Origin of the sequence: Herbaspirillum sp. C9C3 (genome assembly GCF_013359625.1) — a bacterium.
Classification (GTDB): domain Bacteria; phylum Pseudomonadota; class Gammaproteobacteria; order Burkholderiales; family Burkholderiaceae_D; genus Herbaspirillum.
The window spans coordinates 132627-159619 of record NZ_JABFMQ010000005.1 but is presented as its reverse complement, the minus strand read 5'-3'; the positions used below and the strand labels follow the sequence as shown (position 1 = coordinate 159619).

At 62.2% G+C, this 26993-nt stretch carries 25 protein-coding genes; 8 read left to right on the top strand and 17 right to left on the bottom strand.

The annotated features are described in order from the left end of the window. Nucleotides 1-76: 76 nt before the first annotated feature. The 3 genes from HNO82_RS07300 to rpsO form a co-directional block, all read right to left on the bottom strand. Entirely contained in the window at nucleotides 77-1369 is a 1293-nt protein-coding gene (locus HNO82_RS07300) for an NAD(P)/FAD-dependent oxidoreductase (RefSeq protein ID WP_175343236.1), read from the bottom strand. 301 nt (nucleotides 1370-1670) lie between these two features. Then, nucleotides 1671-3806: a polyribonucleotide nucleotidyltransferase gene (pnp, locus tag HNO82_RS07295; protein ID WP_008327631.1), complete on the bottom strand. Its 2136-nt coding sequence runs from the start codon at nucleotides 3804-3806 to the stop codon at nucleotides 1671-1673. 336 nt (nucleotides 3807-4142) lie between these two features. After that, nucleotides 4143-4412, bottom strand: coding sequence for a 30S ribosomal protein S15 (gene rpsO / locus HNO82_RS07290; RefSeq protein ID WP_006712917.1), 270 nt, complete (start codon nucleotides 4410-4412; stop codon nucleotides 4143-4145). A 209-nt stretch (nucleotides 4413-4621) separates the two neighbouring features. On the opposite strand from rpsO, the gene HNO82_RS07285 reads away from it, so the two are divergent. After that, on the top strand, nucleotides 4622-5146 hold the full coding sequence (locus HNO82_RS07285) for a hypothetical protein (protein ID WP_175343235.1): 525 nt from the start codon (nucleotides 4622-4624) through the stop codon (nucleotides 5144-5146). 86 nt (nucleotides 5147-5232) lie between these two features. Here HNO82_RS07285 and HNO82_RS07280 read toward each other — a convergent pair whose 3' ends face one another. The 4 genes from HNO82_RS07280 to HNO82_RS07265 all read right to left on the bottom strand — a co-directional run bounded on the left by HNO82_RS07280 (nucleotide 5233) and on the right by HNO82_RS07265 (nucleotide 9610). Next, on the bottom strand, nucleotides 5233-6585 hold the full coding sequence (locus tag HNO82_RS07280) for a GntP family permease (RefSeq protein ID WP_175343234.1): 1353 nt from the start codon (nucleotides 6583-6585) through the stop codon (nucleotides 5233-5235). A gap of 182 nt (nucleotides 6586-6767) precedes the next feature. After that, complete coding sequence (locus HNO82_RS07275; protein ID WP_006712914.1) at nucleotides 6768-7151, bottom strand: RidA family protein; 384 nt, start codon at nucleotides 7149-7151, stop codon at nucleotides 6768-6770. Nucleotides 7152-7233: 82 nt separating this feature from the next. Next, nucleotides 7234-8724, bottom strand: coding sequence for an N-acyl-D-amino-acid deacylase family protein (locus HNO82_RS07270; protein WP_175343233.1), 1491 nt, complete (start codon nucleotides 8722-8724; stop codon nucleotides 7234-7236). 1 nt (nucleotide 8725) lies between these two features. Beyond that, nucleotides 8726-9610 (bottom strand): MurR/RpiR family transcriptional regulator, encoded by an 885-nt coding sequence (locus HNO82_RS07265; RefSeq protein WP_175343232.1) that lies wholly within the window; start codon nucleotides 9608-9610, stop codon nucleotides 8726-8728. A gap of 157 nt (nucleotides 9611-9767) precedes the next feature. On the opposite strand from HNO82_RS07265, the gene HNO82_RS07260 reads away from it, so the two are divergent. Together HNO82_RS07260 and HNO82_RS07255 are read left to right on the top strand one after the other, a co-directional pair. Further along, nucleotides 9768-11060 (top strand): amino acid deaminase, encoded by a 1293-nt coding sequence (locus tag HNO82_RS07260; RefSeq protein ID WP_175343231.1) that lies wholly within the window; start codon nucleotides 9768-9770, stop codon nucleotides 11058-11060. 21 nt (nucleotides 11061-11081) lie between these two features. Beyond that, on the top strand, nucleotides 11082-12005 hold the full coding sequence (locus HNO82_RS07255; protein WP_175343230.1) for a sugar kinase: 924 nt from the start codon (nucleotides 11082-11084) through the stop codon (nucleotides 12003-12005). Between the two features lie 27 nt (nucleotides 12006-12032). Here the strand turns inward: HNO82_RS07255 and HNO82_RS07250 are convergent, their stop codons facing one another. Further along, entirely contained in the window at nucleotides 12033-13364 is a 1332-nt protein-coding gene (locus HNO82_RS07250) for a tetratricopeptide repeat protein (protein WP_175343229.1), read from the bottom strand. A 129-nt stretch (nucleotides 13365-13493) separates the two neighbouring features. Continuing rightward, nucleotides 13494-15035, bottom strand: coding sequence for an aminotransferase-like domain-containing protein (locus tag HNO82_RS07245; protein WP_175343228.1), 1542 nt, complete (start codon nucleotides 15033-15035; stop codon nucleotides 13494-13496). 176 nt (nucleotides 15036-15211) lie between these two features. On the opposite strand from HNO82_RS07245, the gene HNO82_RS07240 reads away from it, so the two are divergent. From HNO82_RS07240 to HNO82_RS07230, 3 genes are all read left to right on the top strand, one after another. Beyond that, a complete protein-coding gene (locus tag HNO82_RS07240) occupies nucleotides 15212-15580 on the top strand; it encodes a hypothetical protein (RefSeq protein ID WP_175343227.1) in 369 nt (122 codons plus the stop codon). Between the two features lie 146 nt (nucleotides 15581-15726). After that, on the top strand, nucleotides 15727-17214 hold the full coding sequence (locus HNO82_RS07235; RefSeq protein WP_008327612.1) for a sensor domain-containing diguanylate cyclase: 1488 nt from the start codon (nucleotides 15727-15729) through the stop codon (nucleotides 17212-17214). Between the two features lie 4 nt (nucleotides 17215-17218). Continuing rightward, entirely contained in the window at nucleotides 17219-17929 is a 711-nt protein-coding gene (locus tag HNO82_RS07230) for an alpha/beta fold hydrolase (protein WP_008327610.1), read from the top strand. Nucleotides 17930-17956: 27 nt separating this feature from the next. Here the strand turns inward: HNO82_RS07230 and HNO82_RS07225 are convergent, their stop codons facing one another. From HNO82_RS07225 to HNO82_RS07190, 8 genes are all read right to left on the bottom strand, one after another. Further along, entirely contained in the window at nucleotides 17957-18442 is a 486-nt protein-coding gene (locus tag HNO82_RS07225) for a hypothetical protein (RefSeq protein WP_237713524.1), read from the bottom strand. Nucleotides 18443-18681: 239 nt separating this feature from the next. After that, entirely contained in the window at nucleotides 18682-19542 is an 861-nt protein-coding gene (gene pssA, locus HNO82_RS07220) for a CDP-diacylglycerol--serine O-phosphatidyltransferase (protein ID WP_008327606.1), read from the bottom strand. 117 nt (nucleotides 19543-19659) lie between these two features. Further along, nucleotides 19660-20304, bottom strand: a complete 645-nt coding sequence (locus HNO82_RS07215) for a phosphatidylserine decarboxylase (protein WP_175343226.1) — start codon at nucleotides 20302-20304, stop codon at nucleotides 19660-19662. Nucleotides 20305-20496: 192 nt separating this feature from the next. Then, nucleotides 20497-21027 carry a hypothetical protein gene (locus HNO82_RS07210; protein ID WP_008327598.1) on the bottom strand — a complete coding sequence of 177 codons (531 nt, stop codon included), beginning with the start codon at nucleotides 21025-21027 and terminating at the stop codon, nucleotides 20497-20499. Nucleotides 21028-21148: 121 nt separating this feature from the next. Next, nucleotides 21149-21940 (bottom strand): SIMPL domain-containing protein, encoded by a 792-nt coding sequence (locus HNO82_RS07205; protein ID WP_175343225.1) that lies wholly within the window; start codon nucleotides 21938-21940, stop codon nucleotides 21149-21151. A gap of 215 nt (nucleotides 21941-22155) precedes the next feature. Continuing rightward, complete coding sequence (gene ilvC / locus HNO82_RS07200) at nucleotides 22156-23172, bottom strand: ketol-acid reductoisomerase (RefSeq protein ID WP_006712890.1); 1017 nt, start codon at nucleotides 23170-23172, stop codon at nucleotides 22156-22158. 78 nt (nucleotides 23173-23250) lie between these two features. Further along, a complete protein-coding gene (ilvN, locus tag HNO82_RS07195) occupies nucleotides 23251-23742 on the bottom strand; it encodes an acetolactate synthase small subunit (RefSeq protein ID WP_008327594.1) in 492 nt (163 codons plus the stop codon). A 1-nt stretch (nucleotide 23743) separates the two neighbouring features. Further along, nucleotides 23744-25462: an acetolactate synthase 3 catalytic subunit gene (locus HNO82_RS07190; protein ID WP_088754159.1), complete on the bottom strand. Its 1719-nt coding sequence runs from the start codon at nucleotides 25460-25462 to the stop codon at nucleotides 23744-23746. A gap of 545 nt (nucleotides 25463-26007) precedes the next feature. Between HNO82_RS07190 and HNO82_RS07185 the strand changes: the two genes are divergently transcribed. Then, a complete protein-coding gene (locus HNO82_RS07185; RefSeq protein ID WP_008327591.1) occupies nucleotides 26008-26586 on the top strand; it encodes an RNA polymerase sigma factor in 579 nt (192 codons plus the stop codon). Continuing rightward, nucleotides 26583-26990, top strand: a complete 408-nt coding sequence (locus HNO82_RS07180) for a DUF3619 family protein (protein ID WP_008327590.1) — start codon at nucleotides 26583-26585, stop codon at nucleotides 26988-26990. Before HNO82_RS07185 ends, HNO82_RS07180 begins: the two co-directional genes overlap by 4 nt. Nucleotides 26991-26993 lie beyond the last annotated feature (3 nt).

The window sequence follows — 26993 nt, the reverse complement described above, 5'->3', positions numbered from 1 at the left end:
CTACCCGCAGCACTGAAGTAAAAAACCTCGCTCCCGGAAACGGAAGCGAGGTTCTTTGCTGCAAGAGCGACGAAATCTACTCAGCGACTTCCTTGCGCAAGACAGGCTGCTCGGCCTGCTCGGGCATGGTGGCCGAGATCACCCGCGCACTGCGCTTGAAGGTGAAATACGCCCAGGCCCAGTCCGCCATCACCATGAGACGGTTGCGGAAACCGATCAGGAAATACACGTGCACGAACAGCCAGAACAGCCAGGCCGGATAGCCCGAGAACTTGAGCTTGCCGACCATGGCTATGGCCGCACGTCGACCGATGGTGGCCAGCGATCCGTAATCCTTGTAGACAAAAATCTCCGCCGTCTGTCCCGCAATGTGATGCTTGATGTTGCGCGCCGCAACGCGGCCCATCTGCTTGGCCGCCGGTGACACGCCCGGCACCGGCTTGCCTTCCGACTGTGCCGCCGCCAGATCGCCGATCACGAACACTTCCTCGTGACCAGCAATACAGAGCTGCGGCGTGACCGGTACACGACCAGTACGGTCCACCTGTACACCCAGCTTCTTGCCCAGCGGAGAAGCCGCTACACCTGCCGACCAGATGACGGTACGCGTGGCCAGGCTTTGCTCGCCATCGAAATTGGCATAGCGCACGCAGGTCTCGTCGATGTGCACCACGCGGCAACCGGTGCGCACATCCACGCCTAGCCTGTGCAACTGCTCACGGGCTTTCTCGGAGAGGTCGGCAGGATAGGCGCCCAGCACACGTTCGGAACCTTCCACCAGCACCACCCGTGCCGAATGCGGATCGATATTGCGGAATTCGCCCGACAAGGTGTGGCGCGCAATCTCCACCAGCGTACCGGCCATCTCCACGCCGGTGGCGCCACCCCCGATGACGGTGAAGGTCAGCCATTCCTGGCGGCGCCGTGCATCGGTCTCGCGCTCGGCATGCTCGAAGGCCATCAGGATGCGCTTGCGGATCTCGAAGGCATCTTCCAGCGTCTTCAGTCCTGGTGCCAGCGCGCTCCACTCATCGTGGCCGAAGTAACTGTGGGTGGAACCGGTGGCCACAATCAGGTAGTCATAGCCGAGCACGCTGCCGTCTTCCAGGGTGACGGACCTGGCGGCGGTATCGATTCCGGTGACGGCCGCCATCAGGGTGGTGAGATTGGTCTGCTGCGCCAGGATGGCGCGGATCGGTGCGCTAATCGCCGGGGCCGACAGCCCGGCCGTGGCGACCTGATACAGCAAGGGCTGGAACAGGTGATGGTTGCTGCGGTCGATCATGGTGATGCGTACATCGGCCTGGGCCAACTCACGCGCGGCGGCCAGACCACCGAAGCCGCAACCGATGATGATGACATGGGGCATTGCCTTCCTTTCAAAAGTAATGTGTTGTTCTATCCGCGCAAGCCAGTCACCTTGATGTGATACGGCTGCACAGCTGTCCCCTACTCTCTATTCGGATCTGCCTGCATGGCAGTGCCACGCCTCCCCCTGATGAGCGCGGCACACCGGAACCTTGATGTCCCTCAAAGCAGACGGACAGAATCGCATACTTTTGGTTCGAAATCACTTGGGCAGATTGTCCGCATCCTCTTGTGCGCACAAAAAAAATCCCCCGGCCTTGCGGCACGGGGGATTTTCTTGTTGCCTGGTCAGGCAGAAGGGATTACTGCGCTTCTTGCGGAGCGGCGGCGTCGCCTTCTTCAGCCTGGGCAGCCTTCATCGACAGCTTCAGGCGGCCGCGGTCATCGGTTTCCAGAACCTTGACGCGCACTTGCTGGCCTTCCTTGAGGTAGTCGGCCACGGCGTTGACGCGCTCGTTGGCGATCTGGCTGATGTGCAGCAGACCATCCTTGCCCGGCAGGACCTGGACGATGGCGCCGAAGTCCAGCAGCTTCAGGACGGTGCCTTCGTAGATCTTGCCCACTTCCACGGAAGCGGTCAGCTCTTCGATGCGGCGCTTGGCTTCCTGACCAGCCGATGCGTCCACGGAGGCGATGGTGACCACGCCTTCGTCGCTGATGTCGATCTGGGTGCCGGTTTCTTCGGTCAGCGCGCGGATGACGGCGCCGCCCTTGCCGATCACGTCACGGATCTTTTCCGGATTGATCTTGATGGTGATCAGGCGCGGTGCGAAGTCGGACAGTTCGGCACGACCGGCCGGCACGGCTTCCTGCATCTTGCCCAGGATGTGGTGACGACCTTCCTTGGCCTGCTCCAGCGCGACCTGCATGATTTCCTTGGTGATGCCCTGGATCTTGATGTCCATCTGCAGGGCGGTAATGCCGTTGGCAGTACCGGCCACCTTGAAGTCCATGTCGCCCAGGTGATCTTCATCGCCCAGGATGTCGGTCAGCACGGCGAACTTGTTGCCTTCCTTGATCAGGCCCATGGCGATGCCGGCCACGTGGGCCTTCATCGGCACGCCGGCGTCCATCAGTGCCAGGCAGCCACCGCACACCGATGCCATCGAGGAGGAACCGTTGGACTCGGTGATTTCCGAGACCAGGCGCACCGAGTAGCTGAACTCGTCAGCGGCCGGCAGCGCGGCGATCAGCGCGCGCTTGGCCAGGCGGCCGTGGCCGATTTCACGACGCTTCGGGGTGCCCACGCGACCGGTTTCGCCGGTGGCGAACGGAGGCATGTTGTAGTGGAGCATGAAGCGGTCGGAGTATTCACCCAGCAGACCATCGATCTTCTGTTCGTCACGTGCGGTACCCAGGGTCGCGATGACCAGGGCTTGCGTTTCGCCACGGGTGAACAGGGCCGAACCGTGGGTACGCGGCAGCACGCCGGTACGGATCGAGATCGGGCGCACGGTGCGGGTGTCGCGACCATCGATGCGGGGTTCGCCTTCCAGGATCTGCGAACGCACGATCTTGGCTTCCAGGTCGAAGAGGATGGAACCGACTTCGGCAGCGTCCGCGGCCACGCCGTTGTTGGCAGCAGCTTCGGCGACCAGGGCTTCGTTGACCTGGGCCGAGACGGCCTTCAGCTTTTCGGTACGGGCCTGCTTGTCCTTGGTCTGGTAGGCTTCGCGCAGCGGGCCTTCGGCCAGTTGCGCCACGCGGGCGATCAGGGCTTCGTTCTTGGCCGGGGCGGACCATTGCACTTCCGGCTTGCCACCGTCACGCACCAGGGCGTGGATGGCTTCGATGACGGCCTTGGACTGGTCGTGACCAAACACGACGGCGCCCAGCATGACTTCTTCGGACAGTTGATCGGCTTCGGATTCCACCATCAGCACGGCGGTTTCGGTACCGGCCACCACCAGGTCCAGTTGCGAGGACTTCAGTTGCGAAGTGGTCGGGTTCAGGACGTACTGGCCGTCGATGTAACCCACGCGGGCTGCGCCCACCGGGCCATTGAAGGGGATGCCGGCCAGCGACAGGGCCGCCGAGGCACCGATCATGGCGGGGATGTCCGGATCGATTTCAGGGTTCACCGACAGCACGTGGATGATCACCTGCACTTCGTTGAGGTAGCCTTCCGGGAACAGCGGGCGGATCGGACGATCGATCAGGCGCGAGGTCAGGGTTTCCTTTTCGGAAGGCTTGCCTTCACGCTTGAAGAAACCGCCGGGGATGCGGCCGGCTGCATAGGTCTTCTCGATGTAGTCGACCGTCAGGGGGAAGAAATCCTGGCCGGGCTTGGCTTCCTTGCGGGCCACCACGGTGGCCAGGATGACGGTGTCTTCCACCGACACCACCACGGCGCCAGAAGCCTGGCGAGCGATTTCGCCGGTTTCCAGGGTCACTTGATGCTGACCGTACTGGAAGGTCTTGCTTACTTTATTGAACACGGTATTTCCTTTCTTTTATGGAGCCGGCCCCGACTGTGTCCGCGGTGCACGGCTTCCTTTTGCCGACAGATTTTCAGGCGCTGTCGTTCACCTCACCACAGTGGCCGGCGAAACCGGTCACTCACGACGAACGCGGCATTGATCCAACAAACAGCCTGCCGCGATGAAACGATGATGTATTCCTGCCCCGAGGGAGGGCGCTTTACGATGGCACTGGCCCCGGCTTACGCCTGAGCTTGCCGAATCGCAAAAAACAAAATGCCCGCGTCAACGAGTGACGCAGGCATTTCGTGGTGGTCCGGGGCGCAAACCCCGAGACCCAGACGCGGAGTCAAATTACTTGCGCAGACCGAGTTTCTCGATCAGGGCGCGGTAACGGTCAGCGTCCTTGTTCTTCAGGTAGGACAGCAGGCTCTTGCGACGGTTGACCATCTTGATCAGGCCACGACGGGAGTGGTGATCCTTGACGTGGGCCTTGAAGTGGCCGTTCAGGTCGTTGATGCGTGCGGTCAGCAGCGCGACTTGCACTTCCGGAGAACCGGTGTCGTTCGTGCCGCGGGCGTTTTCGGAGATAATGGCAGCCTTGGCTGCTTTTTCGATGGACATTGCTTTTACCTTTCACAAGCGGTGTGCGGAGCGTTGGAAAATATCCTGCCCTGCATACCGTGAACAAAAAATGAGAATCCGGCCAAACCGACCGGACGCGAAATTATATAGCAAAAAGCCATTCCTACCAACATTGGCAGACACCGGCGTCGCACTGGCGCAGCAGTCGGCCTTGCCGTGCAGGAATGACAACCTGACCAGGAGTTTCCATGCAGCACCCCGCTTCCCTCTTCCTGCGCATCCGCCCGCGCCTGGCCGCCGCCCTGCTGGCCACAGCCAGCCTGGCCGGCTGCGCCTCGCTGCTGCAACCGCCAGTACAACCGGGTGAACCGGAAGACCAGGTAGTCGCCCGCCTGGGGCCGCCCAGCAATGTGTATCCGGATGGCAACGTGCGCGTCTTCGAATATGCGGCCGGCGCCTTCGGCCAGTACCAGTACATGGCGCGCATCGGTCCCGACCATCGGCTCATTTCCTATGCGCAAGTGTGGACCATCGAGAATTTCCGCGCGATCCGTCCAAAGCAGGACACCAAGCTTGACGTACTGCGCCGGGTTGGTCGCCCCACCGAGGTGACGCGCTATGCCCGCATCCCCTTCGATGCCTGGAACTATGGCTACAAGGAAAGCGGTGTCTGGAATTCGCAGATGACGGTCTACTTCAACGACCAGGGCACCGTGGAAAAGGTGGAGAACGGCCCCGACCCGCGCTTTGACGACTCACGCTTGCGCTTCTGATCGCAGAACATCCGTCCCACACAAACGAAAGAAGGCTGCCCGGTTCACGCCGGGCAGCCTTCTTTCTGCGGCCTTGCCCGATGGGCTTACACCACCGTCGCCAGCGCCAGCGTGAACAGCAGCGCCAGCACCGAGACCAGGGTTTCCATCACGGTCCAGGTCTTGAAGGTCTGCGGCACGGTCATGTTGAAGTATTCCTTGACCAGCCAGAAGCCGCCGTCATTGACGTGCGACAGGATCAGCGAACCGGCGCCGGTGGCCAGCACCATCAGTTCCGGACGCACACCGCCAACGGTGGAGACGATGGGCGCGACGATGCCGCAGGCTGTGGTCATGGCCACCGTCGCCGAGCCGGTGGCCACACGAATGAGCGCAGCCACGAACCAGCCCAGCAGCAGCGGTGACAGATGGGCATCGGTGGCCACGCCGACAATGGCCTTGGAAACGCCGCCATCCATCAGGATGCGCCCAAAGCCTGCCCCCGCACCGACCACCAGCGTGATGCTGGCAATGGGCGCCAGGCACTCGTTGGTGAATTTCAGGATCTGGTCGGCACCAAAGCCACGGGCACGTCCAAAGGTCCAGAAACTCACCAGGGTGGCGATCAACAGCGCGATGACGGAGTTGCCGATCAGGCGCAGGAAATCATTGGCGAAGCTCTTGGGGGCAAAGAACAGGTCGGCCCAGCTGCCGATCAACATCAGCGCCACCGGCAACAGGATGGTGAAGAGCGTGATGCCGAAGCCCGGCAGTTCACGGCCCTTCTTGCTCTGGTCGACGAATTGCGCGCTCAGCGGATTGTCCGGATTGGGAATGACCACCTTGGAAATGAGCTTGCCGAAGATGGGACCGGCAATGATGGCCGTGGGAATACCGACGATCAGCGCATACAGAATGGTGCGACCGATATCGGCGCTGTAGGCGGTCACCGCCAGCAATGCGGCCGGGTGCGGCGGGATCAGTCCGTGCACCACCGACAGACCGGCCACCATGGGAATACCCACCAGCACCATGTTGGTCCCGGTACGCTTGGCGACGTTGAAGGCGATCGGCACCAACAGCACGAAACCAACCTCGAAGAACACCGGCAGACCGACGATGAAAGCCACCGTCATCATGGCCCAGTGCACGTTCTTTTCACCGAAGGCCTTGATCATGGTATTGGCAATGCGCTCGGCACCACCCGATTCGGCCATCATCTTGCCCAGCATCGTGCCCAGGCCCACCACCAGCGCAATATGCCCCAGGGCACCGCCCACGCCGGTCTCGAAGGCCTTGACGATGCCACCCATGGGCATCCCCACGGCCAGACCCAGCACCAGCGACACCACGATCAGGACGATGAACGGATTCATCTTGAATCTGGCGATCAGCACGATCAGTGCGATCACCGCCACCAGCGCATAGACCAGTAGCGCACTTCCTTGTACAGCCTCCATCTGTTGCTCCTCTTCAGAAGGTAAAAGACACCGCCGACGTCGTCACACCCCTGCCGGCATACTTGAACAAAAAATCTGCAAATCTTTTAAATTTTTTATAGCGTTTATTCTTTTTTCTTTTTATTCTTTTCGTGTTGGTTCAAGCGCGAAGCGAAGTCGTGCCCTGCCCCGCGCTGACAACATCAGCGCTTGAAGGCCACGCAATCGACCTCGACCTTGCAATCGACCACCATGCTGGAGACCACGCAGGCGCGCGCAGGCGGGTTGGCGCCGAAGTATTCCTTGAAGACCTTGTTGAAGGACTGGAAATCGCGCGCATCATCCAGCCACACGCCACAGCGCACCACATGCTCCGGGCCATAACCGGCTTCCTTGAGGATCGCCAGCACGTTCTGAATGGCCTTGTGTGACTGCGCCACGATGCCGCCGTCGATCACTTCACCGTTTTCCATGGCCACCTGGCCGGACACGTACAACCAGCCGTCGGCGGCCACTGCGCGCGCGAACGGCAGATGCTGACCACCGGTGCCGCTGCCACCTTCCACACCGAATCGTTGAATGCTCATTGCTGCTCCTTTGTTGAACTCGAATTTGAAAAGTCGATTTGAAACCTGAAGTTGACAATCCAGCCCTGAGGTTTTCTGCCACTCAGGCTGGCGTTTTCTGCACCGTGCGCGCCAGTAAGCGTCCCGCACGGGCGCGGGTGGCCTGCTTGTCCTGCCCGCGATAGGCCAGCTGTCCATTGACCCACACCGCATCGATGCCATGGGCCGGCTGCATGGGATCGGTGAAACTGGCGGCATCGCGGATGGTCTCGGGATCGAACAGCACCAGGTCGGCGTGATAGCCCTCACGCACCAGGCCGCGCTGCTCCAGACCAAAACGTTGCGCCGACAGGCCGGTCATCTTGTGTACGGCGGTGGCCAGCGAAAACAGTTTCTGTTCGCGGCTGTAGTAGCCCAGCACACGCGGGAAGGCGCCCCACAGGCGCGGATGCGGCAAGGGGTCGTTGGGCAACCCGTCCGAGCCGACCACGGTGGCCGGATGGGAGAGGATGCGATTGACGTCGTCATCCGACATGCAGTGATAGACGGCGCCGGCCGGCATCAGGCGCGCGGCGGCGGCATGCAGGTCCACGCCCCAGTCGGCGGCGATCTGCTGCAACATCTTGCCGCCCTGCTCCGGATGCGGTTCCGACCAGGTCACCTGGATGTCGTAGTCGGCGGTGACCTGCTTGAGGTCCAGGGTGGACGAGCTGGCGGTATAGGGATAGCAGTCGCAGCCCACGTGCTGATGACGCGAGGCGGCTTCCAGCGCCTGCAGCACTTCACTGCTGCGCCCCCAGTTCTCCACGCCGGCGCACTTGAGGTGCGAGATCACCACCGGCACGCGCGCATGCTTGCCGATGCGAAAGGCTTCCTCCATCGCATTGAGGATGTCGGCGAATTCGCTGCGCAAATGGGTGGCGTAGAGGCCGCCGAATTCGGCCAGCGGCTCGGCCAGGGCCAGCACTTCTTCGGTGGGCGCGTTGATGGCGTTGCCATAGGCCAGGCCGGTGGAAAGACCCAGCGCGCCGTGTTCCAGCGCCTCGCGCAATTGCGCGCGCATGCCGGCAATTTCCGCGTCGGTGGCGGCGCGGTCCAGACGATCCATGTGATTGTTGCGCAGGGCCGTGTGCCCCACCAGCGCCGCCACGTTGATGGCGGGCTGCGCGGCGTTGACGGCCTCTGCGTAGCTGGCAAAGCTGGGATAGTGAAAAGCCTCCGACTTGCCCAGCAGGTTCATCGGATCCGGCGGGTCCCCCTTGAGCGTGACCGGGGCGGCACTGATGCCGCAGTTGCCGACCACCACCGTGGTCACACCCTGCGACAGCTTGGGATACATCTCCGGAGTGCGGATGACGTTGGTATCGTCGTGCGTATGTACGTCGATGAAGCCCGGCGCCAGTACACGGGCGGTGCCGTCGATCTGCTGCCGGGCCTGCCAGCCATCAAGCCGGCCCACGGCGACGATGCGTCCGTGGCGCACGGCCACGTCGGCCGCGACCGGCTCGGCGCCACTGCCGTCGATGACCAGGGCATGGCGGATCAGGGTGTCGCAGTGCCTGTCGCTAGCGGCAGCATGCGGGATGGATGTCATGTCAGTCTCCCAGTGGCTGGTGCAGGTCGCCGCCGCCGCGATGGGCATCGAGCACGTACTTGAGGCGGCGCAGGCGTTCCTGGCTGCTTTCCTTGTGCAGCAAGGCCAGCTCCAGCACCAGCATGTCCAGCGTCGCCATCATGGCGTAGCGCGACGAGGATGGTTTGAAAATCAGGTCGGTTTCCAGCGTCTTGATGGGCAGCAGCACATCGGCCATCTTGGCCAGCGGTGAACCCAGCGCGGTAATGGCGATGAGCTTGACGCCGTATTCGCGCGCCACCTCGCAACTGGCCAGCAGCTCCGGTACGCTGCCGGTAGTCGAGAAGACCAGCAGCACGTCCTCCTTGTCGAGGGTCGCCGCCACCATCTTCTGCAACACCGCATCGTGATAGGTCGCCACCGGACGGCCCAGGCGCACCAGGCGATAGCGCGCCTCGTCGGACATCATGGTGGAGCCGCCGCCCATGCCGAAGCAGTAGATCATGCGCGCACCCAGCAGCAGGTACGCGGCTTGCATCAGCATCTCCGGGTTGAGCATGGCGCGGTTGAGCTCCAGCACGGCATGGATGTCGCGATACACCACGTCAGCCAGTTCGGGCGGCTGGTCCGAGGGCACCGTCCTGGCGCCATCGAAGAAACGCTGTCCCACGGCCACCGCCTGCGCCAGCAGGAACTTGAACTCGCGCACGTCGCGGCACCCCATGGCCTTGGCAAAGCGCGTTACGCTGGCCACCGACACACCGGCCTTCCCGGCCAGTTCGCCGATGCTGGCACTGGCAGCGGCGGCGAGATCGCCGAGGATCGCTTCAGCCACCTTCTGTTCGGCCAGGCGCAAGGTGCTGCTGCGCTCGGTGATGCGGGAAATGATGTCCAATGTCTGTGCCATGGGAAGAAAAATTCAGTCTGCGGGAATGGGCGGGCGATCAAACCAGCGACCCCGGAAGGCGCCGTGGAAACAATTTATGTTATTTACTAACACGGCATAAACATAGTAAATTCAAGGATATTATTACGTCAATCCTAATTTCACAGGAATTAAAGCGATGAGTGATACAAACTACCAAAACCAGTTTCAGGCCGGCATGATCGACCCGCTCAACAAGGGGCTGGGCGCACTGACCCAGCCGCTGACGCCGCAACAGGGCGGCAACGTGCGCTGGAACCTGCTCAATGAAGACATCAGCCTGCCGGCCGCGGTGTTGTATGAGGAAAAGATCGCCCACAACCTGAAGTGGATGCAGGATTTCGTCGGCCAGTACCAGGTCAGACTGGCCCCGCACGGCAAGACCACCATGGCACCCAAGCTGTTTGCGCGCCAGCTCGACACCGGTGCCTGGGGCATCACCCTGGCCACCGCGCACCAGACCCTGGCGGCCTATCACCACGGCGTGCGCCGCGTGATCATGGCCAACCAGCTGGTGGGCAAGCGCAACATGGCCATCATCTCCGAATTGCTGGCCGATCCCTCCTTCGAATTCTTCTGCCTGGTCGATTCGGCTGCACTGGCCGATCAACTGGGCCGCTTCTTCGCCGAGCGCAAGCAAACCCTCAACGTACTGCTGGAACTGGGGCCCGCGGGTGGTCGCACCGGCGTGCGCGATGAAGCGCAACAGCAGGCGGTACTTGCAGCCATTGCGCGCTGGGACAGCATTGCCCTGGCTGGCGTGGAAGTGTATGAGGGCGTGCTCAAGGAAGAGGTCGACATCCGCCGCTTCCTGCAACGCGCGGTGGCCTGCCTGCAGGACCTGTCCGCGCAAGGCCACCTGGCGCGCCGCCTGGCGCAGGGTCCGGCGATACTGACCGGGGCCGGCTCGGCCTGGTACGACGTGGTGGCCGAAGAATTCGGCCAGGCCGACATCGGTGCGGCGCTGGAAGTGGTGCTGCGCCCGGGCTGCTATCTCACCCATGACGTGGGCATCTACCGTGCCGCGCAATCGCAGATCCAGGTGCGCAATCCGGTGGCGCACAGCATGCGCAGCCAGTTGCAACCTGCGCTGCAACTGTGGGCCTACGTGCAATCGATTCCCGAGCGCGACAAGGCCATCATCGCCCTGGGCAAGCGCGATGCCGCTTTCGACGCCGGCCTGCCGGCCCCGGTCACGCGCTTCCGCCCGGGCCAGGATACGCAACCGCAAGCCACCCCGCCCCACTGGCAAGTGACCGGCATGATGGACCAGCACGCCTATCTGAAGATTGCCGAGGGAGACGACATCCAGGTCGGCGACATGATCGCCTTCGACATCTCGCACCCCTGCCTGACCTTCGACAAGTGGCGTCACCTGGTGGTGGTGGACCAACGCTTCGATGTCATCGACATCGTGCAGACCTTCTTCTGATCGCCACGGAGAAGACCTGCAATGAGCAAACCCATCCTCGCCTACGGCGAAGCCATGGTGGAATTCAACCAGCGCATCGAGACCCCGCGCCAGTACCTGCAGGGCTTTGGCGGCGACACCTCCAACTTCGCCATCGCCGCCGCCCGCCAGGGCGCGGTATCTGGCTATGTCAGCGCGGTGGGCGACGACCATTTCGGCCAGGACCTGCTGGACCTGTGGCGGCGCGAGAACGTCGATGTGCAGCACGTGAGCATGGAGGCCGGCGCCAGTACCGGCCTGTATTTCGTCACGCACGATGCGCAGGGCCATCACTTCCACTATCGTCGCGCCGGTTCGGCTGCCAGTCGCTATCGCGCAGCCGATCTGCCCTTGCAGGCCATCGCCGGCGCCAGTGCGCTGCACCTGTCAGGCATCAGCCTGGCCATCAGTGAGAGTGCCTGCGAGGCCGGACTGGCAGCGATGGCCCAGGCGCGCGCAGCCGGCGTGACCACTTCGCTGGATACCAACCTGCGGCTGCGCCTGTGGCCGCTACCACGCGCCCGCGAGAAGATGGCCGCCGCCTTGCGTCTCTGTGATGTCTGCCTGCCGAGCTGGGAAGATGTCTCGATGCTGACGGGTCTGAATGATCGCGACGCCATCGTCGATCAGTTGCTGGCCTACGGGGTGAAGCTGGTGGCCTTCAAGTTGGGGCAGGAAGGCTGCTACGTCGCCACGTCGGAGCAGCGCCGCATGGTGGCCCCCTATCCGGTCCAGGCACTGGACGCCACCGGTGCAGGTGACTGCTTTGGCGGGGCCTTCATGGCCGAGCTTATGGCCGGGCGCGATCCCTTCCAGGCGGCACGCTATGCCAATGTCGCAGCCGCCCTCTCCACCACCGGTTACGGTGCGGTGCAGCCCATCCCCTATCGTGACCAGGTAGAAGCGGCACTCACGGCAGCGGCCTGATCGAGGCCCTGCGCAGTGGCCGCCGGCTCACCGCCGGCGCGCCACGAACAGCATGCCCGCCACCGGCTGACGCACTTCCTCGCGCAAGACCTCGTCGCTCTGGTGCAGTACCTCCATGCCCGCGGCCTGCAACAGGGACTGCACATAAGCGCGACCGTGGCGATAGCGTCCGCTGGCATGCAGGCAATAGCCTTCCTTGACCGCATCCTGCGGGGTCAGCACCTCCACCGTGAAGACGAAATGGCCACCCGGCTTCAAGGCCGTGGCGACAGCCGTGAAGACGTTCTGCAGATCGCCGAAATAGATCATCGTATCGGCTGCCGTGACCAGGTCGCAGGATTGCGGATGCCGTTGCAGGTAATCGCTGATCTCGGCTTTTTCCAGTTGATCGTAGTAGCCGGTGGCGGCAGCCTTCTGCAGCATTTTGCCGGCCAGGTCGACACCGGTCAGATGACGCGAACAGGGCCGCAGATGAACACCGCACAACCCGGTGCCGCAGCCGATGTCGACGGTGGCGCACTGGCCGGCCGCTGGTGCTGCCAGCGCTACGCCCTGAGCAATCAGGCCGGGGCCGCGATAGCCCAGACTGTCCAGCAGATTGGCCTCGAAGGTCTCGGCATAACGGTCGAAGTGCGATTCGATGTAGCGGTCCGAGGCGCGCATCGGCACATCATGCTGCGAGCAGGCCGCCAGCATGTGGGCGGCAATCGGATTGTCGGGTTCGCTGTCACGCCAGGCACGATAGGCTTGTGCAGCCTCTTCCAGGCGACCCAGGAAGTAGAAGGAAATCCCGACCATCTCCCAGGACTTGCCCTCCATCGGCGGCAGCACATAAGCGCGGCACTGGTAGTGCGAGGCCTGCATCTTGTCCCCTGCCGCCTCGAAGAGATTGCCCAGGTGCAGCAGCGCCGGCAGAAATTCCGGCGCAATCTCGACGGCGCGCCGGAAGGCGGCGATGGCCTCGTCGCGGCGCCCCTGCTGCAGGTGCGCGGCTCCCAGGTTGTTCCAGATCATGTGATCCGCAGGCGTGATCTCCAGCGCGGCACCATAGGCCTGGGCCGCACCGTCCAGTTCGCCCAGCGCAAAGAGCACATTGCCCAGGTCGTTGTGCCAGGCGGCATTGTCGGGTTCGAGGGCGCTGGAGAGCTCCAGCTTGTCCAGCGCCTCGGCATGACGCCCGGCCTGGTGCAGCCAGATGCCGTAGAAGTGCAGCGCTACCGGTTCGATGGGATCGTCTTCCAGCACCGCTTCGTAGACGGCGCGCGCCTCCTCCAGGCGCCCGGCCATGTGGGCGTCGATGGCCGCATTCAGGCGGGCCGCGTGCGATTGCTGGATGTGCGTGGTCTGCTGCTCAGGCATGGCCTGCTCCCCCCTCGTAAAGCGCGTGAGGCGCGGGACGGACTGTCCGCGCTCTTTACATATCTTTACAAGTCTGCAGCAGACTGCCCTTTCGGGCAATGCCTGATTCTCCTGAATTCCTGCTTGCCGCTAGGGAAAGGCCAGGCTGTGGCCGATGCTGCCCAGGCGGCGCAAGGCCTGGTCCAGTTCACGGGTGAAGGGATGACCACAGCAGATGCGCAAAAAGTGACCGTAACGGTTGGAATTGGAAAAGATGGCCCCCGGCGAGACCCCCACGCCCTCCACCAGCGCCCGCTCGAACAGCTGCTGCGAGCAGACCTGCACCGGCAGTTCCACCCACAGCCCCACGCCGCCATTGGGCACATTCAGGCGCGTGCCTTCCGGGAAATAGGCCGCAATCGACTCGGCCATGCGCTCGCGCTGCTCCTTCAACAACTGCCGCAGGCGGCGCAGATGGCGGTCATAGGCCGGGCTGGCGATGAAATCGGCGGCGGTGACCTGTGTCCACTCCTCGTTGGCGCGGGTATGGGTGAACTTGAGCATCTTGACCCGCTCATGCCAGCGTCCGCCATTCATCCATCCCAGCCGCATGCCCGGGGCCAGCACCTTGTTCAACGATGCGCAATAGATCACATTGCCGCTGCGGTCACGACTCTTGAGGCTGGAAGGCGCCACGTTGCCATCGGCCAGCTCGGTGTAGGCGTCGTCCTCGATGAGGGGCAGGCGCAATTCTTCACATAGCCTGACCAGCCGGTCCTTGTGCTCCTCGGGCATGATGCAGCCCAGCGGATTTTGCAGGTTGGGCACCACCACCACCCCCTTGATGTTGCCGTAGCTGCGCACTGCCAGCTCCAGCGCCTCCACCGAGATGCCGGTGTGCGGACTGGTCGGGATTTCCAGCGCCTTCATGCCCAGGTTTTCCAGCGCCTGCAGCAGGCCGAAATAAGTGGGCGACTCCACCGCAATGGTGTCGCCCGGTCCGGCCACGGCGCGCAGGGCCAGGTTGAGCGCCTCGATACAACCGTGGGTGACGACCACTTCTTCATGATCGATGCGCATGCCGTGATGCAATGCGCGCCGCGCCACCGCCTGGCGGAAGGTGGCGTTGCCGTTGTGCGGCATGGCGCTGGTGAGCAGTTCGGGCCGCTCGCGCAGGGCGCGCATGGCGGCCTGCTTCAAGGTCTCCACCGCATACAGCTCGGGGGCACAGGTCATGCCGGAGAGGTCGATGCGGGGCGCGCCACTCTGACGCAGGGCGATGTACTTGGAGACCTTTTCATGGATGCCGACATACTGCTCGGGATCGATGGCCATCAGGCTCTTGGGCTCCTGCACCGGTCGGATCGCCGAGCGGCGCGGCTGGCGCACGAAATAGCCGGAACGCGGACGTGCTTCCAGCCAGCCGCCCTCTTCCATATGCCGCAACGTCTGCAGGGCCGTCGACAGGCTCACCTGGTGCTGGCGCATGAGATCGCGCACCGACGGCATGCGGTCACCCGCCACCAGCGTGCCGGTCTGGATGGCGCCCTGGTAATGCCCGGCCAGACGCCGGTACAGCGGCTGACGGCCGGGGCCGGAGTCGGAATCAGGCGCGGCGGCAAGCGCCGAGGCGGGAGTGCCCGGCGGCGGTGCCGCAGGCTGCAGGTCGGGGAGGAGCAGGCTGGTATCCATAACAGTCATCATCGTCCTGAGGTCGGAACCGAAACAGATACAGAGTAGGCGAAAAGCAGGGATAACAGAGCAAAAACAATCAGCCTGTTACGCAGCAGAGTGAATTTTCCTGTGCCTGTTGCGCCTGCATCGTCCTCCCTAGACTGCAGGCTGACCCATTCGACAAGGAGAACACCATGACTGCCCCGCTTCCTGCCCGCACCACCGTCCAGGTCCTGCCACTGGCGATGGGCCAGCATCTGCAACTGTGGCTTCCTGCGGGCAGCCAGTTGCTCTGCCAGGCCCCGCAGGTATGCGTGACCGAATCGGCGCAGTGGCAAGGCGAACGCCTGGTCAGCCGCCACACCCGGCTGGCCGATGGCGAGCAGATGGTGCTGGCGCATGAGGGCTGGATCGGCATCCTGGCCCCGCAAGGCGGCGAGCTGTTGTGCCTGCGGCCGCTGCGACAGCCCTGGTCTGACCGCCTGCCGGGCTGGCTGCGTGGCATGCGGCGCTGGACGGCCAGCCGCCGCGTACGGGATGCCGGATGTGCAAAGCCGATGTGATCGAAATTAACTTTTAGTTAATAAATACGCATCTGGATCAGGATTTCAGCGATAAAGTTGCGCAAAACGGAAAAACCGGGGTGGGAAGTAATGCAGAAGTTTCCGTAAAACCATTACACTTCATCATCAGCAAAAGATGAAGTGTCATGCAGAACGAATCCTCCCCCGCTCGCCCCGTTCCGACTCTTTCCGAACAGGAGACTTTCGACCTGACCCCCGTTTCCTTGTGGAAAGAGGATTACAGCGGCTTGAAGCGGCTGTTCGACCAATGGCGCGCCGACGGCGTGACCGACCTGCGCAGCTACCTGAGCCAGGATCCCCGCCGGGCGCAGGCCTGCGCCATGCAGATCCGCGTGGTCGCGGTCAACCGTCGCACCCTGGAATGGTATGAAGCGCGCGACCTGGCGCATCTGGTGGCGAACCTGGACAAGGTGTTCCGGGATGACATGATCGACACCTTCATCGACGAGATGGTGCAGTTATGGGAAGGCCGCAGCACCTTTTCCAGTTATACCGTGAATTACACCCTGGGCGGCAAGCGTCTGGACATCCAGCTCTCCGGCCGCATCATGCCCGGCAGTGAAGAGAGTTGGGATTACGTCCTGCTGGCCATCGAGAACGTGACCGAACGTGAAACCGCGCGCAAGAAACTCTCGCGCAGCGAAAACTATGCGCGCGGCTTGTTTGAATATTCACCCATCTCGCTGTGGGTGGAAGATTTCAGCGCAGTCAAGCGCCTCTTCGACGACCTGCATCGCATCGGCATCACCGATTTCCGCACTTTCACGGATGTGCATCCGGAATTCGTGGAACGCTGCATGCAGGAGATCCGCGTCATCGACGTGAACCTGCAGACGCTGTCCATGTTCGGCGCGCCGGACAAGGCGACCTTGCTCTCGCGCCTGTCCGACGTGTTCCGCGACGACATGCGACCGCATTTCAACGAACAGTTGATCGAGCTGTGGAACGGCAATCTGCTGCACCACCGCGAAGTGGTCAACTATTCTCTCACCGGCGAGACCCTGCACGTGCACCTGCAATTCTCGGTCTTCCCCGGTCACGAGAACAACTGGGACCTGGTGCTGGTGGCCCTGACCGACATCACCGCCCGCAAGAAGGCCGAAGCCTATCTCGAATTCCTCGGCAAGCACGATGAACTGACCAAGCTGCACAATCGCGCCTACATGGTCGATGAACTGAACCGCCTGGAGCGCAAGGGACCGTTCCCGGTCAGCGTGATCGTGGCCGATCTCAATGGCTTGAAGCAAGTCAACGACGAGCTGGGCCATGCCACCGGCGACGCCCTGCTGCGGCGCGTGGGCGAAGTGCTGGGCAAGGCGGTGGAACGTCCCGGCAGCGTGGCGCGCACCGGCGGTGACGAATTCGCCATCCTGCTGCCGGCCACCGACGAGCGCGGCTGCCAGTTGCTGATGGAACAGATCGAGAAACTGGTCGAAGTGAACAATCAGTACTACTCGGGCATGCCGCTGAGCCTGTCCATGGGCGCCGCCACCGGCGCTCCCGGCGAGCGCCTGGAGCAGGTGGTGCAGCGGGCGGACAGCCTGATGTATGAAGCAAAACACCATTATTACGCCAGCACGCCCGGCGTCGAACGGCGCCACCCGGACGACTGACATCGTGCCGGCGCCTGAACCCTGTGCGCGTGAAGAACTGACCCTGGCGGTCGGTGCGGAAACGCTGGCAGCCGATATCCTGGGCAGCACGGTGGGCCAGTCGGTTCACACCTTGGTACTGCATGGTGCCGGACAAGGCGATCGCCAGCGTCAGTGGCCCTTGCGCCAGTCCCTGGCCGCACGCGGTTGCGCCAGTGCGGCCATCGACTTTTCCGGCCATGGGCAGAGCAGCGCCCTGCTACCCAATTCCCTGACCAAACGCCTGGACGAAGCGCAGGCCGCCCTGGATCGCTTGACGGTTGCGCCCCGCACCGTCGTGGGCGTGAGCATGAGCGGCGAGATCGCCCTGCGCCTGGCCTGCCGGCCGGACAACCAGATCACCCATGTGGTCACCCTGGTGGGGGCGCTCTACGATGGTGCAGCCTTCGCCCTGCCCTTCGGACCAGCCTTCAGCGCCGCCTTGCGACGGCCACACAGCTGGCGCGATGCCGATCTGCTGCCGATGATGCACGCCTATCGCGGACGACTGACCCTGATTCGCGCCGCCGAGGATGCCGTCATTCCGGCGGAGATCGCCGAACTGATCCGCCAGCACGCCACCTCGGCCAGCCACTGCCGCATCATCGACCTGCCAGGTGTGGATCACCGCATCAGCGAACGCAGCGCCCAGGACCCCGCACTGTGTAGCCATCTGGCCACACTCATCGCCGCTTGAACGCACTGAAAGAAAAAGGGAACGGATTCAGGCCGTCGTCGAGATCAGGCCGCCGACCACGCTCTGATTGACGATGTCTTCGACGATGGAACCGGTCAGGTCGGGATTGGACTTGAGCAGCAGGGACAGCGGCGAAGCCAGGGCCTGTCCGCTAAACATGCCGGAGCCGTCGTAGATGCCCGTGTTGGAAGAAGAAGGGACGGAAATGCTGCCCAGCACACCCTGGTAATAGGATTGGGTGGCCTCAGTCTGCGTGCTGTCCGGGGTGCTCACCGGCGTACCGGCACTGACAAAGCTGTCGAACAGACCGGCAGCATTGTAGGTCAGCCCGGCATTGTCGGCCGAGCCGCCTCCCAGGGTGACGATCACCGAAGCATCCGTCGACAGCGCGACCGCCTGAGCCAGGGCCGCAGGGTTGTTGGCTGGCTTGACCGGATTGCCGGGGACGACACCGGCAGGCAGGCCGTAGGGGTCGGAACCGCCGAGGGTTGTCAATGAAGTATCGATGGCCATGTTCATGCCGCCAATGTGGAATATGCAGGAAAAGACTGCTACCCGTCGATTCTAGGCAACTCCGGGGGCATCGGCAAGGCCGGGCATGGTCAGATGTCGCTGCTGTTTCCTTCAGTTACATTTTCCGATGTCTGAATGAAAATCATAAAAATCGATAGCCCCGATAGCCAGCGAAAAAACACCCGGTCTGAGCCGGGTGTGTTGCGTTGTCTTTTTTCTTGTTCTACAAGAAAACCGGATCAATGCGGGGCATCCCCGTGCTCATCCGTGGTCTGCACGATGCTGACCGGCTTGCCCTTCATGCGGCGCCAGACATAGACGCCATAGCCGGACAGGCCATACAGCACGAACAGTCCGAACAATACCTTGGACGGGTCGCTGGAAATGAGCACCAGTGCCACCACCACCAGCAGCGCCGCAATGAAGGGCACCGGCTTGCGGAAGTTGACATCCTTGAAGCTGTAGAACGGCACATTGGTGACCATGGTGATGCCGGCGTAGAGGGTAATGACCCAGGCGTACCAGCTCAGGTCGGTGCCGGCAAAGCGCAGGTCATCCATCAGCCAGACGAAACCGGCCACCAGGGCGGCCGCGGCCGGGCTGGGCAAGCCCTGGAAGTAGCGCTTGTCGACCACGGCGATGTTGGTATTGAAGCGGGCCAGGCGCAGCGCACCGCCGGCGCAGTAGACGAAGGCCGCCAGCCAGCCCAGCTTGCCCATGCCGCGCAGCGACCATTCATAGACCACCAGCGCCGGCGCGGCGCCGAAGGAGACCATGTCGGACAAGCTGTCGTACTGGGCGCCGAATTCGCTTTGGGTATTGGTCATGCGGGCCACGCGACCATCCAGGCTGTCCAGCACCATGGCCACGAAGATGGCGATGGAGGCATAGTCGAACTTGAGGTTCATGGCCATCACGATGGCGTAGAACCCGCAGAAGAGCGCCGCCGTGGTGAAGGCGTTGGGCAACAGGTAGATGCCGCGCGAGCGCCGCCGCGCCACTACCTGCCCGGCCTCGTCCAGTTGCGCGACCTTGGGGCGGCGCAGGGATTTCGGGAAGGGAATGCCGGGCTTGGCCTTGCGTCGTCGTAATGTGGGCATCGATATCTATCAGTGAGGAGGACGGAAATCGCAGTACGCAGTCTGCGCTTGGGCCTCATCCGTGGTACCGCTGCAAGCGCATGCAGGGGTGGCCGCGGTGAGGCCTTCGTGGTGTGATCAGAGTTCGGCCAGAATGGTTTCGGTGGCCGAGACCTTTTCACCGACGGTGACCTTGGGGGTGGCCGTCAGCGGCAGGTACACGTCCACGCGCGAACCGAAACGGATGAAGCCATAGCGCTGACCACGGGCCAGGGTGTCGCCGGCCTTCACGTAACAGAGGATACGGCGGGCGATCAGGCCAGCCACCTGCACGCAGGTCACGCTGTGGCCGCTGGTGGTGGTGATGGCCAGGGCGTTGCGTTCGTTTTCCAGCGAGGCCTTGTCGAGGTCGGCATTGACGAACTTGCCGGGGAAGTACTGCACCTTCTCGATCTTGCCATCCACCGGGGCACGGTTGGAATGGACGTTGAAGACGTTCATGAAGACGCTGATCTTCAGGGCTTCGCGGTCAGTGTAGGGATCATGGGCACGGGCCACCACAACGATGCGGCCATCGGCCGGGGACAGCACGGCATTGGCGGCTTGCGGGATGACGCGCGGCGGGTCGCGGAAAAACTGCAGCACGAACAGCGCGATGATCCACAGCGGGAAGGACCAGGCGCCACAGAAATAGCTTGCCAGCGCTGCCACGACCACGGCGATGGTCAGGAAGGGCCAGCCTTCGCGGGCGATGATGGGATGGGGATAGTGGTTGTTGTTCAATGTTGCTCCAGGGATCGCGCGGTACTCGCGGAAAGTTCAAAAGTAAAAGCGTGCCTATTCTAGTCCAGCGCCCGTTAAATGCAATGAAATGCACCGCCACCAGGCCGGTGGCGGTGCATCTCGGGCCATTGAGCACAATGTTTCGATGCGCCGCACGACATGAGCCGGGCCATCCGGGCCCGGCGGACCGCCTCAGCGCGGTTGCGGGCGCGAGAAGCTCAGCTTGAGCTCATTGCGCGCCAGGCCGCGCGGACCGGTCAGCTGCATCTGTCCGATCAGAATCGTCACTTCGGCGTCGGCGTAGTCCAGGCCGGTGACTTCCGTGATCTGGCGCAAGTCGCCCTGACGGCGCTCCTGCGGCTCGTCGGCGATGATGCCCGGAGGCTCTTTCGCCAGCGGCGCACAAGCCTTCACATCGTTGACCAGGCGCTGATAGGCGCGGCCCATGTCGGCCGGCGTGGGATAGCGCCAGATGCAGGTATAGACCGAGGAATTGTCGGCAATGGCGCAACTCTCGGCGCCATCGAGCATGAAGTTGGACAGATAGATCGGGCCGCGCTTCTCGCTCTTCATGACGGAATCGGGGCCGTCTTTCTTCCAGCCGTCAAAATGCGACTGCGACTGCTGGTGGATGGCGCGCAGGTCGGCACAGATGTCGGCATGGGCCGTGCTGGCCACCAGGGCGGTGAAGAGCGGCAGGAGCAGCTTGGTGAAGGTCCGCATGATGAGATGATCTTCTTGAAACGGAAAGGGAGGCCGATTATAGCCTCCCTCCCCTGCCAACCCGAGCGGGTTGACGATTCTTGATATGAAGCCTTCGGACCGAACGCTTCGGTTCATTGGCTTACTTGAAGCGCACCTTGCCCACCAGGCGCATGTTGACGGCGGATTCACCCGGCTCAAAGCTGGGCTCGGCGACCGACGTACTTTCCTGCGCCATGTCCGAACGCATCATGGCCTTGGCCATCATGGGCGCGGGCGCCGCTGCGGCATAGTTGCCGGAGCCTTCGAAGTCCACGGTTTCAACCACCGCATCCGATGGCGCACGGTGCATGGCATGGGCGATGAAGCCGATGCGCTCTTCCAGGTTGCGATAGGTGGCATTGACCAGGGTCGCATCCAGCTTCCTGGCCGCTGCCGGGCTCAAGCCGAATTGCAGGCCATTGAGGCTCATCAGGGCCTGGGCTGAGGAGACGGTCTTGGGCAGCGCCGCCAGGTTCTCGGTGGTCATCTCCAGATACTGGCCGACCCGCCATCCCACGACCTGACGCGCCTTGGCCGGTTGACGGGGCTGCTGCGGCGTAACCTGCGGTGGTTCCGCATAGACCGCGTAGGTGTAATAGCCGTAGCTCTTCAGCGCGGCCTGCGGATCCTGCCGCTTGAGCAGCTCGATGCCCTGCTTCATCTTCTGGTTCACGCGGGAGGCGGCGGCAGACTTGTCCTTGTCCTGCTCTTCGACCTGCAGGGTCACGCGCGCCTGATCGTTCGGTACGCTGATTTCTCCGCTGGCCGGGACCACGACCAGGGTGCCGGTGGTCTGGACAGTCGCCGGGGCGCTGTTCGATGTCTGCGCCTGGGCAGCGATGCAGGCCGTGGCCAGGACGGCGCCCAGCATCAGTTTGCGGGAAGGTGTCATAAGGGATCCTCTTTATTCTTGGTCGGTGACGGGGGTGATGATAGCTTCATCTGCCAAGCATCTACCCGGCACTTCGACGACATGTGTCAAGAATTGGTTCTTGGCCAAGTGCAACAAGCCGTAACGCAATGACCATGGCCGACACCGCACATGGACGAAAAAAAACGCCACGGCGAACCGTGGCGTTTTCAGGGTCTTGCGCTGCCAGCGGCAGATCAGTTCTTGCTTTGATCGACCAGCTTGTTCGCCTTGATCCAGGGCATCATGGCGCGCAGCTTCTCGCCCACGATTTCGATCTGGTGTTCGGCGTTGATGCGACGACGCGACATCAGGGTCGGTGCACCGGCCTTGTTTTCCAGGATGAAGCTCTTGGCGTATTCGCCGGTCTGGATGTCTTCCAGGACCTTCTTCATGGCAGCCTTGCTTTCGGCGTTGATCACGCGCGGGCCGGTCACGTACTCGCCGTATTCGGCGTTGTTGGAGATCGAGTAGTTCATGTTGGCGATGCCGCCTTCATAGATCAGGTCGACGATCAGCTTGAGTTCGTGCAGGCACTCGAAGTAAGCCATTTCCGGAGCGTAGCCAGCTTCGACCAGGGTTTCGAAACCGGCCTTGATCAGTTCCACGGTACCGCCGCACAGCACGGCTTGTTCGCCGAACAGGTCGGTTTCGGTTTCTTCGCGGAAGTTGGTTTCGATGATGCCGGCACGGCCGCCGCCGTTGGCGGTCGCGTACGACAGGGCCAGGTCACGGGCGCTGCCGGACTTGTCCTGGTGCACGGCGATCAGGTGCGGCACGCCGCCACCCTGGCTGTAGGTCGAACGCACGGTGTGGCCGGGGGCCTTGGGGGCGATCATGATGATGTCCAGGTCAGCGCGCGGCACGACTTGGCCATAGTGGATATTGAAGCCGTGCGCGAAGGCGACGGTAGCGCCTTGCTTGGCGAAGGGCGCGACGTTTTCGGCATAGACCTGGCCGATGTTTTCGTCGGGCAGCAGGATCATGATGACGTCGGCATCCTTGACGGCGTCGTTGACTTCAGCGACCTTCAGGCCCGCCTTTTCAGCCTTGGACCAGGACGCACCGCCCTTGCGCAGACCAACGGTCACCTTCACGCCGGAATCCTTCAGGTTCAGGGCGTGGGCGTGGCCTTGCGAACCGTAACCGATGATGGTCACGTTCTTGTTCTTGATCAGGGACAGGTCTGCGTCTTTGTCGTAGAAAACTTTCATGATTTTTTCCTATGTTCCGAGTAACTCGAATTTGAATGTATGTGTATGTGTGTGATGCGTACTGCCTGGCGCGGTCGATCAGATCTTCAGGATCCGCTCGCCACGGCCGATGCCGGAGCCGCCGGTACGGACCGTTTCCAGGATCGCGGTGCGATCCAGGGCGTCGATGAAGGCGTCCAGCTTGCTCTTGGCGCCGGTCAGCTCGATCGTGTAGGTCTTTTCGGTGACGTCGATGATGCGGCCACGGAAGATATCCGCAGTGCGTTTCATCTCTTCCCGTTCCTTGCCCACTGCGCGCACCTTGATCAACATCAGTTCGCGCTCGATGTGCGCGCCTTCGGTCAGATCGACGACCTTCACCACCTCGATCAGGCGATTCAGGTGTTTGGTGATCTGTTCGATCACATCATCCGAACCCGAGGTCACGATGGTCATGCGCGACAGGGTCGAATCTTCGGTGGGTGCAACGGTGAGCGTTTCGATGTTGTAGCCGCGTGCGGAGAACAGACCCACGACACGGGACAATGCGCCGGCTTCGTTTTCCAGCAGCACAGAAATGATATGGCGCATGTTAGAGATCCTCCGAACCCAGCAACATTTCAGTCAAACCCTTGCCCGCCTTGACCATCGGCCAGACGTTCTCGGTTTGATCCGTGATGAAGTTCATGAAGACCAGCCTGTCCTTCATGGCGAAGGCTTCGCGCAGCGCGCCGTCGACATCGCCCGGTTTCTCGATTTTCATGCCGACGTGGCCGTAGGACTCCGCCAGCTTGTTGAAGTCCGGCAGCGAATCCATGTAGGACTCGGAATAGCGCGAACCGTAGTCGATCTGCTGCCACTGGCGCACCATGCCCAGGAAGCGGTTGTTGAGCAGAATGATCTTGGGCGTCAGGTGATACTGCTTGCAGGTCGCCAGCTCCTGGATGCACATCTGGATCGAAGCTTCGCCGGTGATGCAGGCGACCGTCGCATCGGGGTTGGCCATCTGCACGCCCATGGCGTACGGCAGGCCCACGCCCATGGTGCCCAGGCCACCGGAATTGATCCAGCGGCGCGGCTTGTCGAAACCGTAGTATTGCGCAGCCCACATCTGGTGCTGGCCGACGTCGGAGGTGATGAAGGCATCGCCCTTGGTCACTTCCCACACCTTCTGCACCACCGATTGCGGCTTGATGAATTCGTCGGAAGTGGCGAACTTCAGGCAGTCACGCTTGCGCCATTCGTTGATCTGCTTCCACCAGGCATCCAGCGCCGCGCCGTTCTGGCGGGTTTCGGCCGAATCCAGCTGCGAGAGCAGTTCCTGCAGCACGTCCTTGACGTTGCCCACGATGGGGATGTCGACCTTGACGCGCTTGGAAATCGACGACGGGTCGATATCGATATGAATGATCTTGCGGGCATTCGAGGCGAAGTGCTTCGGGTTGCCGATCACGCGGTCATCGAAGCGCGCGCCGATGGCGATCAACACGTCGCAGTGCTGCATGGCCATGTTGGCTTCGTAGGTGCCGTGCATGCCGGGCATGCCCACGAACTTGTCGCTGGACGAACGATAGGCACCCAGGCCCATCAGGGTGTTGGTACAGGGATAACCCAGGCGATCAACCAGCTTGTTCAGCTCAGGCGAGGCATTGGCCAGGATGATGCCGCCGCCGGTATAGATCATCGGGCGCTCGGCCGACAGCAGCAGCTGCAGCGCCTTGCGGATCTGGCCCGAGTGGCCCTTGTCGACCGGCTTGTAGGAACGCATTTCCACCGCCTTCGGGTACTCGTAGGCGCAGGTGTGCATGGTGATGTCCTTCGGGATATCGACCAGGACCGGGCCGGGACGGCCGGTGGTGGCGATATAGAAGGCTTTCTTGACGGTCTCCGCCAGGTCCTTCACATCCTTCACGAGGAAGTTGTGCTTCACGCAGGGGCGGGTGATGCCGACGGTATCGCACTCCTGGAACGCGTCCTGGCCGATGGCGGTCGACGGCACCTGGCCGGAGATCACCACCATGGGAATCGAATCCATGTAGGCGGTGGCCAGGCCGGTAACCGCATTGGTCACGCCGGGGCCGGAGGTCACGATGGCCACGCCGACTTTTTGCGAGCTGCGCGAATACGCATCAGCGGCATGCACGGCGGCCTGTTCGTGACGAACCAGGATGTGCTGGAATTTGTCTTGCTTGAAGATTGCGTCGTAGATATAGAGGACGGCGCCACCAGGATAGCCGAAGACGTGTTCAACACCCTCTTCAGCCAGGCAACGGACGAGTATATCCGCGCCGGTGAGTTGCTCAGCACTCATGCTGCTTCCTTTCAAGGTCCATTGGAAATTGATCGGATGTTCTCTCCTGACGGAATCGCATTCATCGTCTTGCTGGCGGCATCCCTTCATTGTGCGGTCACGCCGTTTCTGCGCTCCAACCGTAGTGGAGTTTGAAACGTCGCTCAACGCGACTCGTTCAGCCTTGGATCAAGTTCGACTTTTACTGATTCCTCGCGCTTGTGGCACGGGTTAGAACAAACAAGCTTTAAACCTATAAAGCGTTTCCTCGCACCGGCACGACCTTATGTGAAGCACCGGCAAGGAACAAAAACGCCCCAGATGTGGGAGGCGGAGAACAGGACAGTAATGCGTTGCATCATTTTGGTCAAGCGAATTCCGGTGAAATCGTTGTCAATACTCGCGTTCGCCGACGCGGCCGCGGATAAACTTCAGGACAAGGAGGACCATTTTTGCTAGCATTCGGTCTGCTTTTTGACGATTTCTTGCATTTTTCGCATCTAGGCTGGCCAGGATGAAGGTTTTTAACTGATCTGGCCGGTGACCCATCCGGCACACCGTATTGCATGGCAACTGACAAAGAACTCTCCGATTTTCTTGAAAGTGTCGAACGCCGCGCCTTCAAACAGGCGGTGTATGCCGTGCGCAAGGATGAAGTGGCGCTGGACGTCGTTCAGGATGCAATGATCAAGCTGGCCGAGAAATACGGCGACAAGCCGGTCGAGGAACTGCCGATGCTGTTCCAGCGCATCCTGCAGAACACCATTCACGATTTCTTCCGCCGCGAAAAGGTGCGCAACACCTGGGTCAGCCTGTTCTCCAGCTTTGGCGGCAATGGCGGCGACGGCGAGGGCGGCGAGGATTTCGACCTGCTCGAGAGCCTGGAGTCGGCAGACGGCACGGAAGCGGCCGAATCCAGCGCCGACAAGGTCGAGCGCGAGCAGACCCTGAACCTCATCGATGCCGAGATACAAAAGCTGCCGACACGTCAACGGGAAGCGTTCCTGATGCGTTACTGGCAGGACATGGACGTGGCGGAAACAGCCGCCGCCATGGGTTGCTCCGAAGGTAGCGTCAAAACCCATTGCTCCCGCGCAACACACGCGCTGGCTCAAGCTCTCAGAGCCAAAGGAATCTCATTATGACCAACAAGGAAATGCAGTTCGCCTACAAGGTGAAGCTGGCGCTTGACGCCAATCTGGACAATCTGTCCGACGACACGTTGCAAAGCCTGGCGGCGGCCCGCCGCGTCGCGCTGGCGCGCAAGAAGCAGGCGCCGATCCACGTGCGCGTGCAGCAGCCCGTGCTGGCCGGTGCCCTGGGTGGCGCCATGATGTCATCCGAAAAACCGTCGTGGTGGAATCGCCTGGGCGTGGCTGCCCCGCTGCTGCTGGGCATCGTTCTGTTCGCCGGCATCTATCAGCACGAACACGCCAAGCGCGTGAGCTACCTGGCTGACATCGATGCGGCCGTACTCTCCGACGAGCTGCCGCTGTCGGCTTATCTGGATCATGGTTTCAACGCCTACCTGGCCGAAAAGGGACAATAAGAC

Bases quoted from the DNA above. Each gene is read 5' to 3' on its own strand.
- HNO82_RS07255 (WP_175343230.1), top strand. From the start codon at position 11,082: ATGAGCAAACCCATCCTCGCCTACGGCGAAGCCATGGTGGAATTCAAC.
- rpsO (WP_006712917.1), bottom strand. From the start codon at position 4,412: ATGTCCATCGAAAAAGCAGCCAAGGCTGCCATTATCTCCGAAAACGCC.
- HNO82_RS07210 (WP_008327598.1), bottom strand. From the start codon at position 21,027: ATGCGGACCTTCACCAAGCTGCTCCTGCCGCTCTTCACCGCCCTGGTG.
- HNO82_RS07300 (WP_175343236.1), bottom strand. From the start codon at position 1,369: ATGCCCCATGTCATCATCATCGGTTGCGGCTTCGGTGGTCTGGCCGCC.
- HNO82_RS07275 (WP_006712914.1), bottom strand. From the start codon at position 7,151: ATGAGCATTCAACGATTCGGTGTGGAAGGTGGCAGCGGCACCGGTGGT.
- HNO82_RS07280 (WP_175343234.1), bottom strand. From the start codon at position 6,585: ATGGAGGCTGTACAAGGAAGTGCGCTACTGGTCTATGCGCTGGTGGCG.
- HNO82_RS07225 (WP_237713524.1), bottom strand. From the start codon at position 18,442: ATGGCCATCGATACTTCATTGACAACCCTCGGCGGTTCCGACCCCTAC.
- HNO82_RS07235 (WP_008327612.1), top strand. From the start codon at position 15,727: ATGCAGAACGAATCCTCCCCCGCTCGCCCCGTTCCGACTCTTTCCGAA.
- HNO82_RS07180 (WP_008327590.1), top strand. From the start codon at position 26,583: ATGACCAACAAGGAAATGCAGTTCGCCTACAAGGTGAAGCTGGCGCTT.
- HNO82_RS07265 (WP_175343232.1), bottom strand. From the start codon at position 9,610: ATGGCACAGACATTGGACATCATTTCCCGCATCACCGAGCGCAGCAGC.
- HNO82_RS07245 (WP_175343228.1), bottom strand. From the start codon at position 15,035: ATGGATACCAGCCTGCTCCTCCCCGACCTGCAGCCTGCGGCACCGCCG.
- HNO82_RS07190 (WP_088754159.1), bottom strand. From the start codon at position 25,462: ATGAGTGCTGAGCAACTCACCGGCGCGGATATACTCGTCCGTTGCCTG.
- ilvN (WP_008327594.1), bottom strand. From the start codon at position 23,742: ATGCGCCATATCATTTCTGTGCTGCTGGAAAACGAAGCCGGCGCATTG.
- HNO82_RS07285 (WP_175343235.1), top strand. From the start codon at position 4,622: ATGCAGCACCCCGCTTCCCTCTTCCTGCGCATCCGCCCGCGCCTGGCC.
- HNO82_RS07185 (WP_008327591.1), top strand. From the start codon at position 26,008: ATGGCAACTGACAAAGAACTCTCCGATTTTCTTGAAAGTGTCGAACGC.
- HNO82_RS07250 (WP_175343229.1), bottom strand. From the start codon at position 13,364: ATGCCTGAGCAGCAGACCACGCACATCCAGCAATCGCACGCGGCCCGC.
- HNO82_RS07260 (WP_175343231.1), top strand. From the start codon at position 9,768: ATGAGTGATACAAACTACCAAAACCAGTTTCAGGCCGGCATGATCGAC.
- HNO82_RS07240 (WP_175343227.1), top strand. From the start codon at position 15,212: ATGACTGCCCCGCTTCCTGCCCGCACCACCGTCCAGGTCCTGCCACTG.
- HNO82_RS07270 (WP_175343233.1), bottom strand. From the start codon at position 8,724: ATGACATCCATCCCGCATGCTGCCGCTAGCGACAGGCACTGCGACACC.
- pssA (WP_008327606.1), bottom strand. From the start codon at position 19,542: ATGCCCACATTACGACGACGCAAGGCCAAGCCCGGCATTCCCTTCCCG.
- HNO82_RS07205 (WP_175343225.1), bottom strand. From the start codon at position 21,940: ATGACACCTTCCCGCAAACTGATGCTGGGCGCCGTCCTGGCCACGGCC.
- ilvC (WP_006712890.1), bottom strand. From the start codon at position 23,172: ATGAAAGTTTTCTACGACAAAGACGCAGACCTGTCCCTGATCAAGAAC.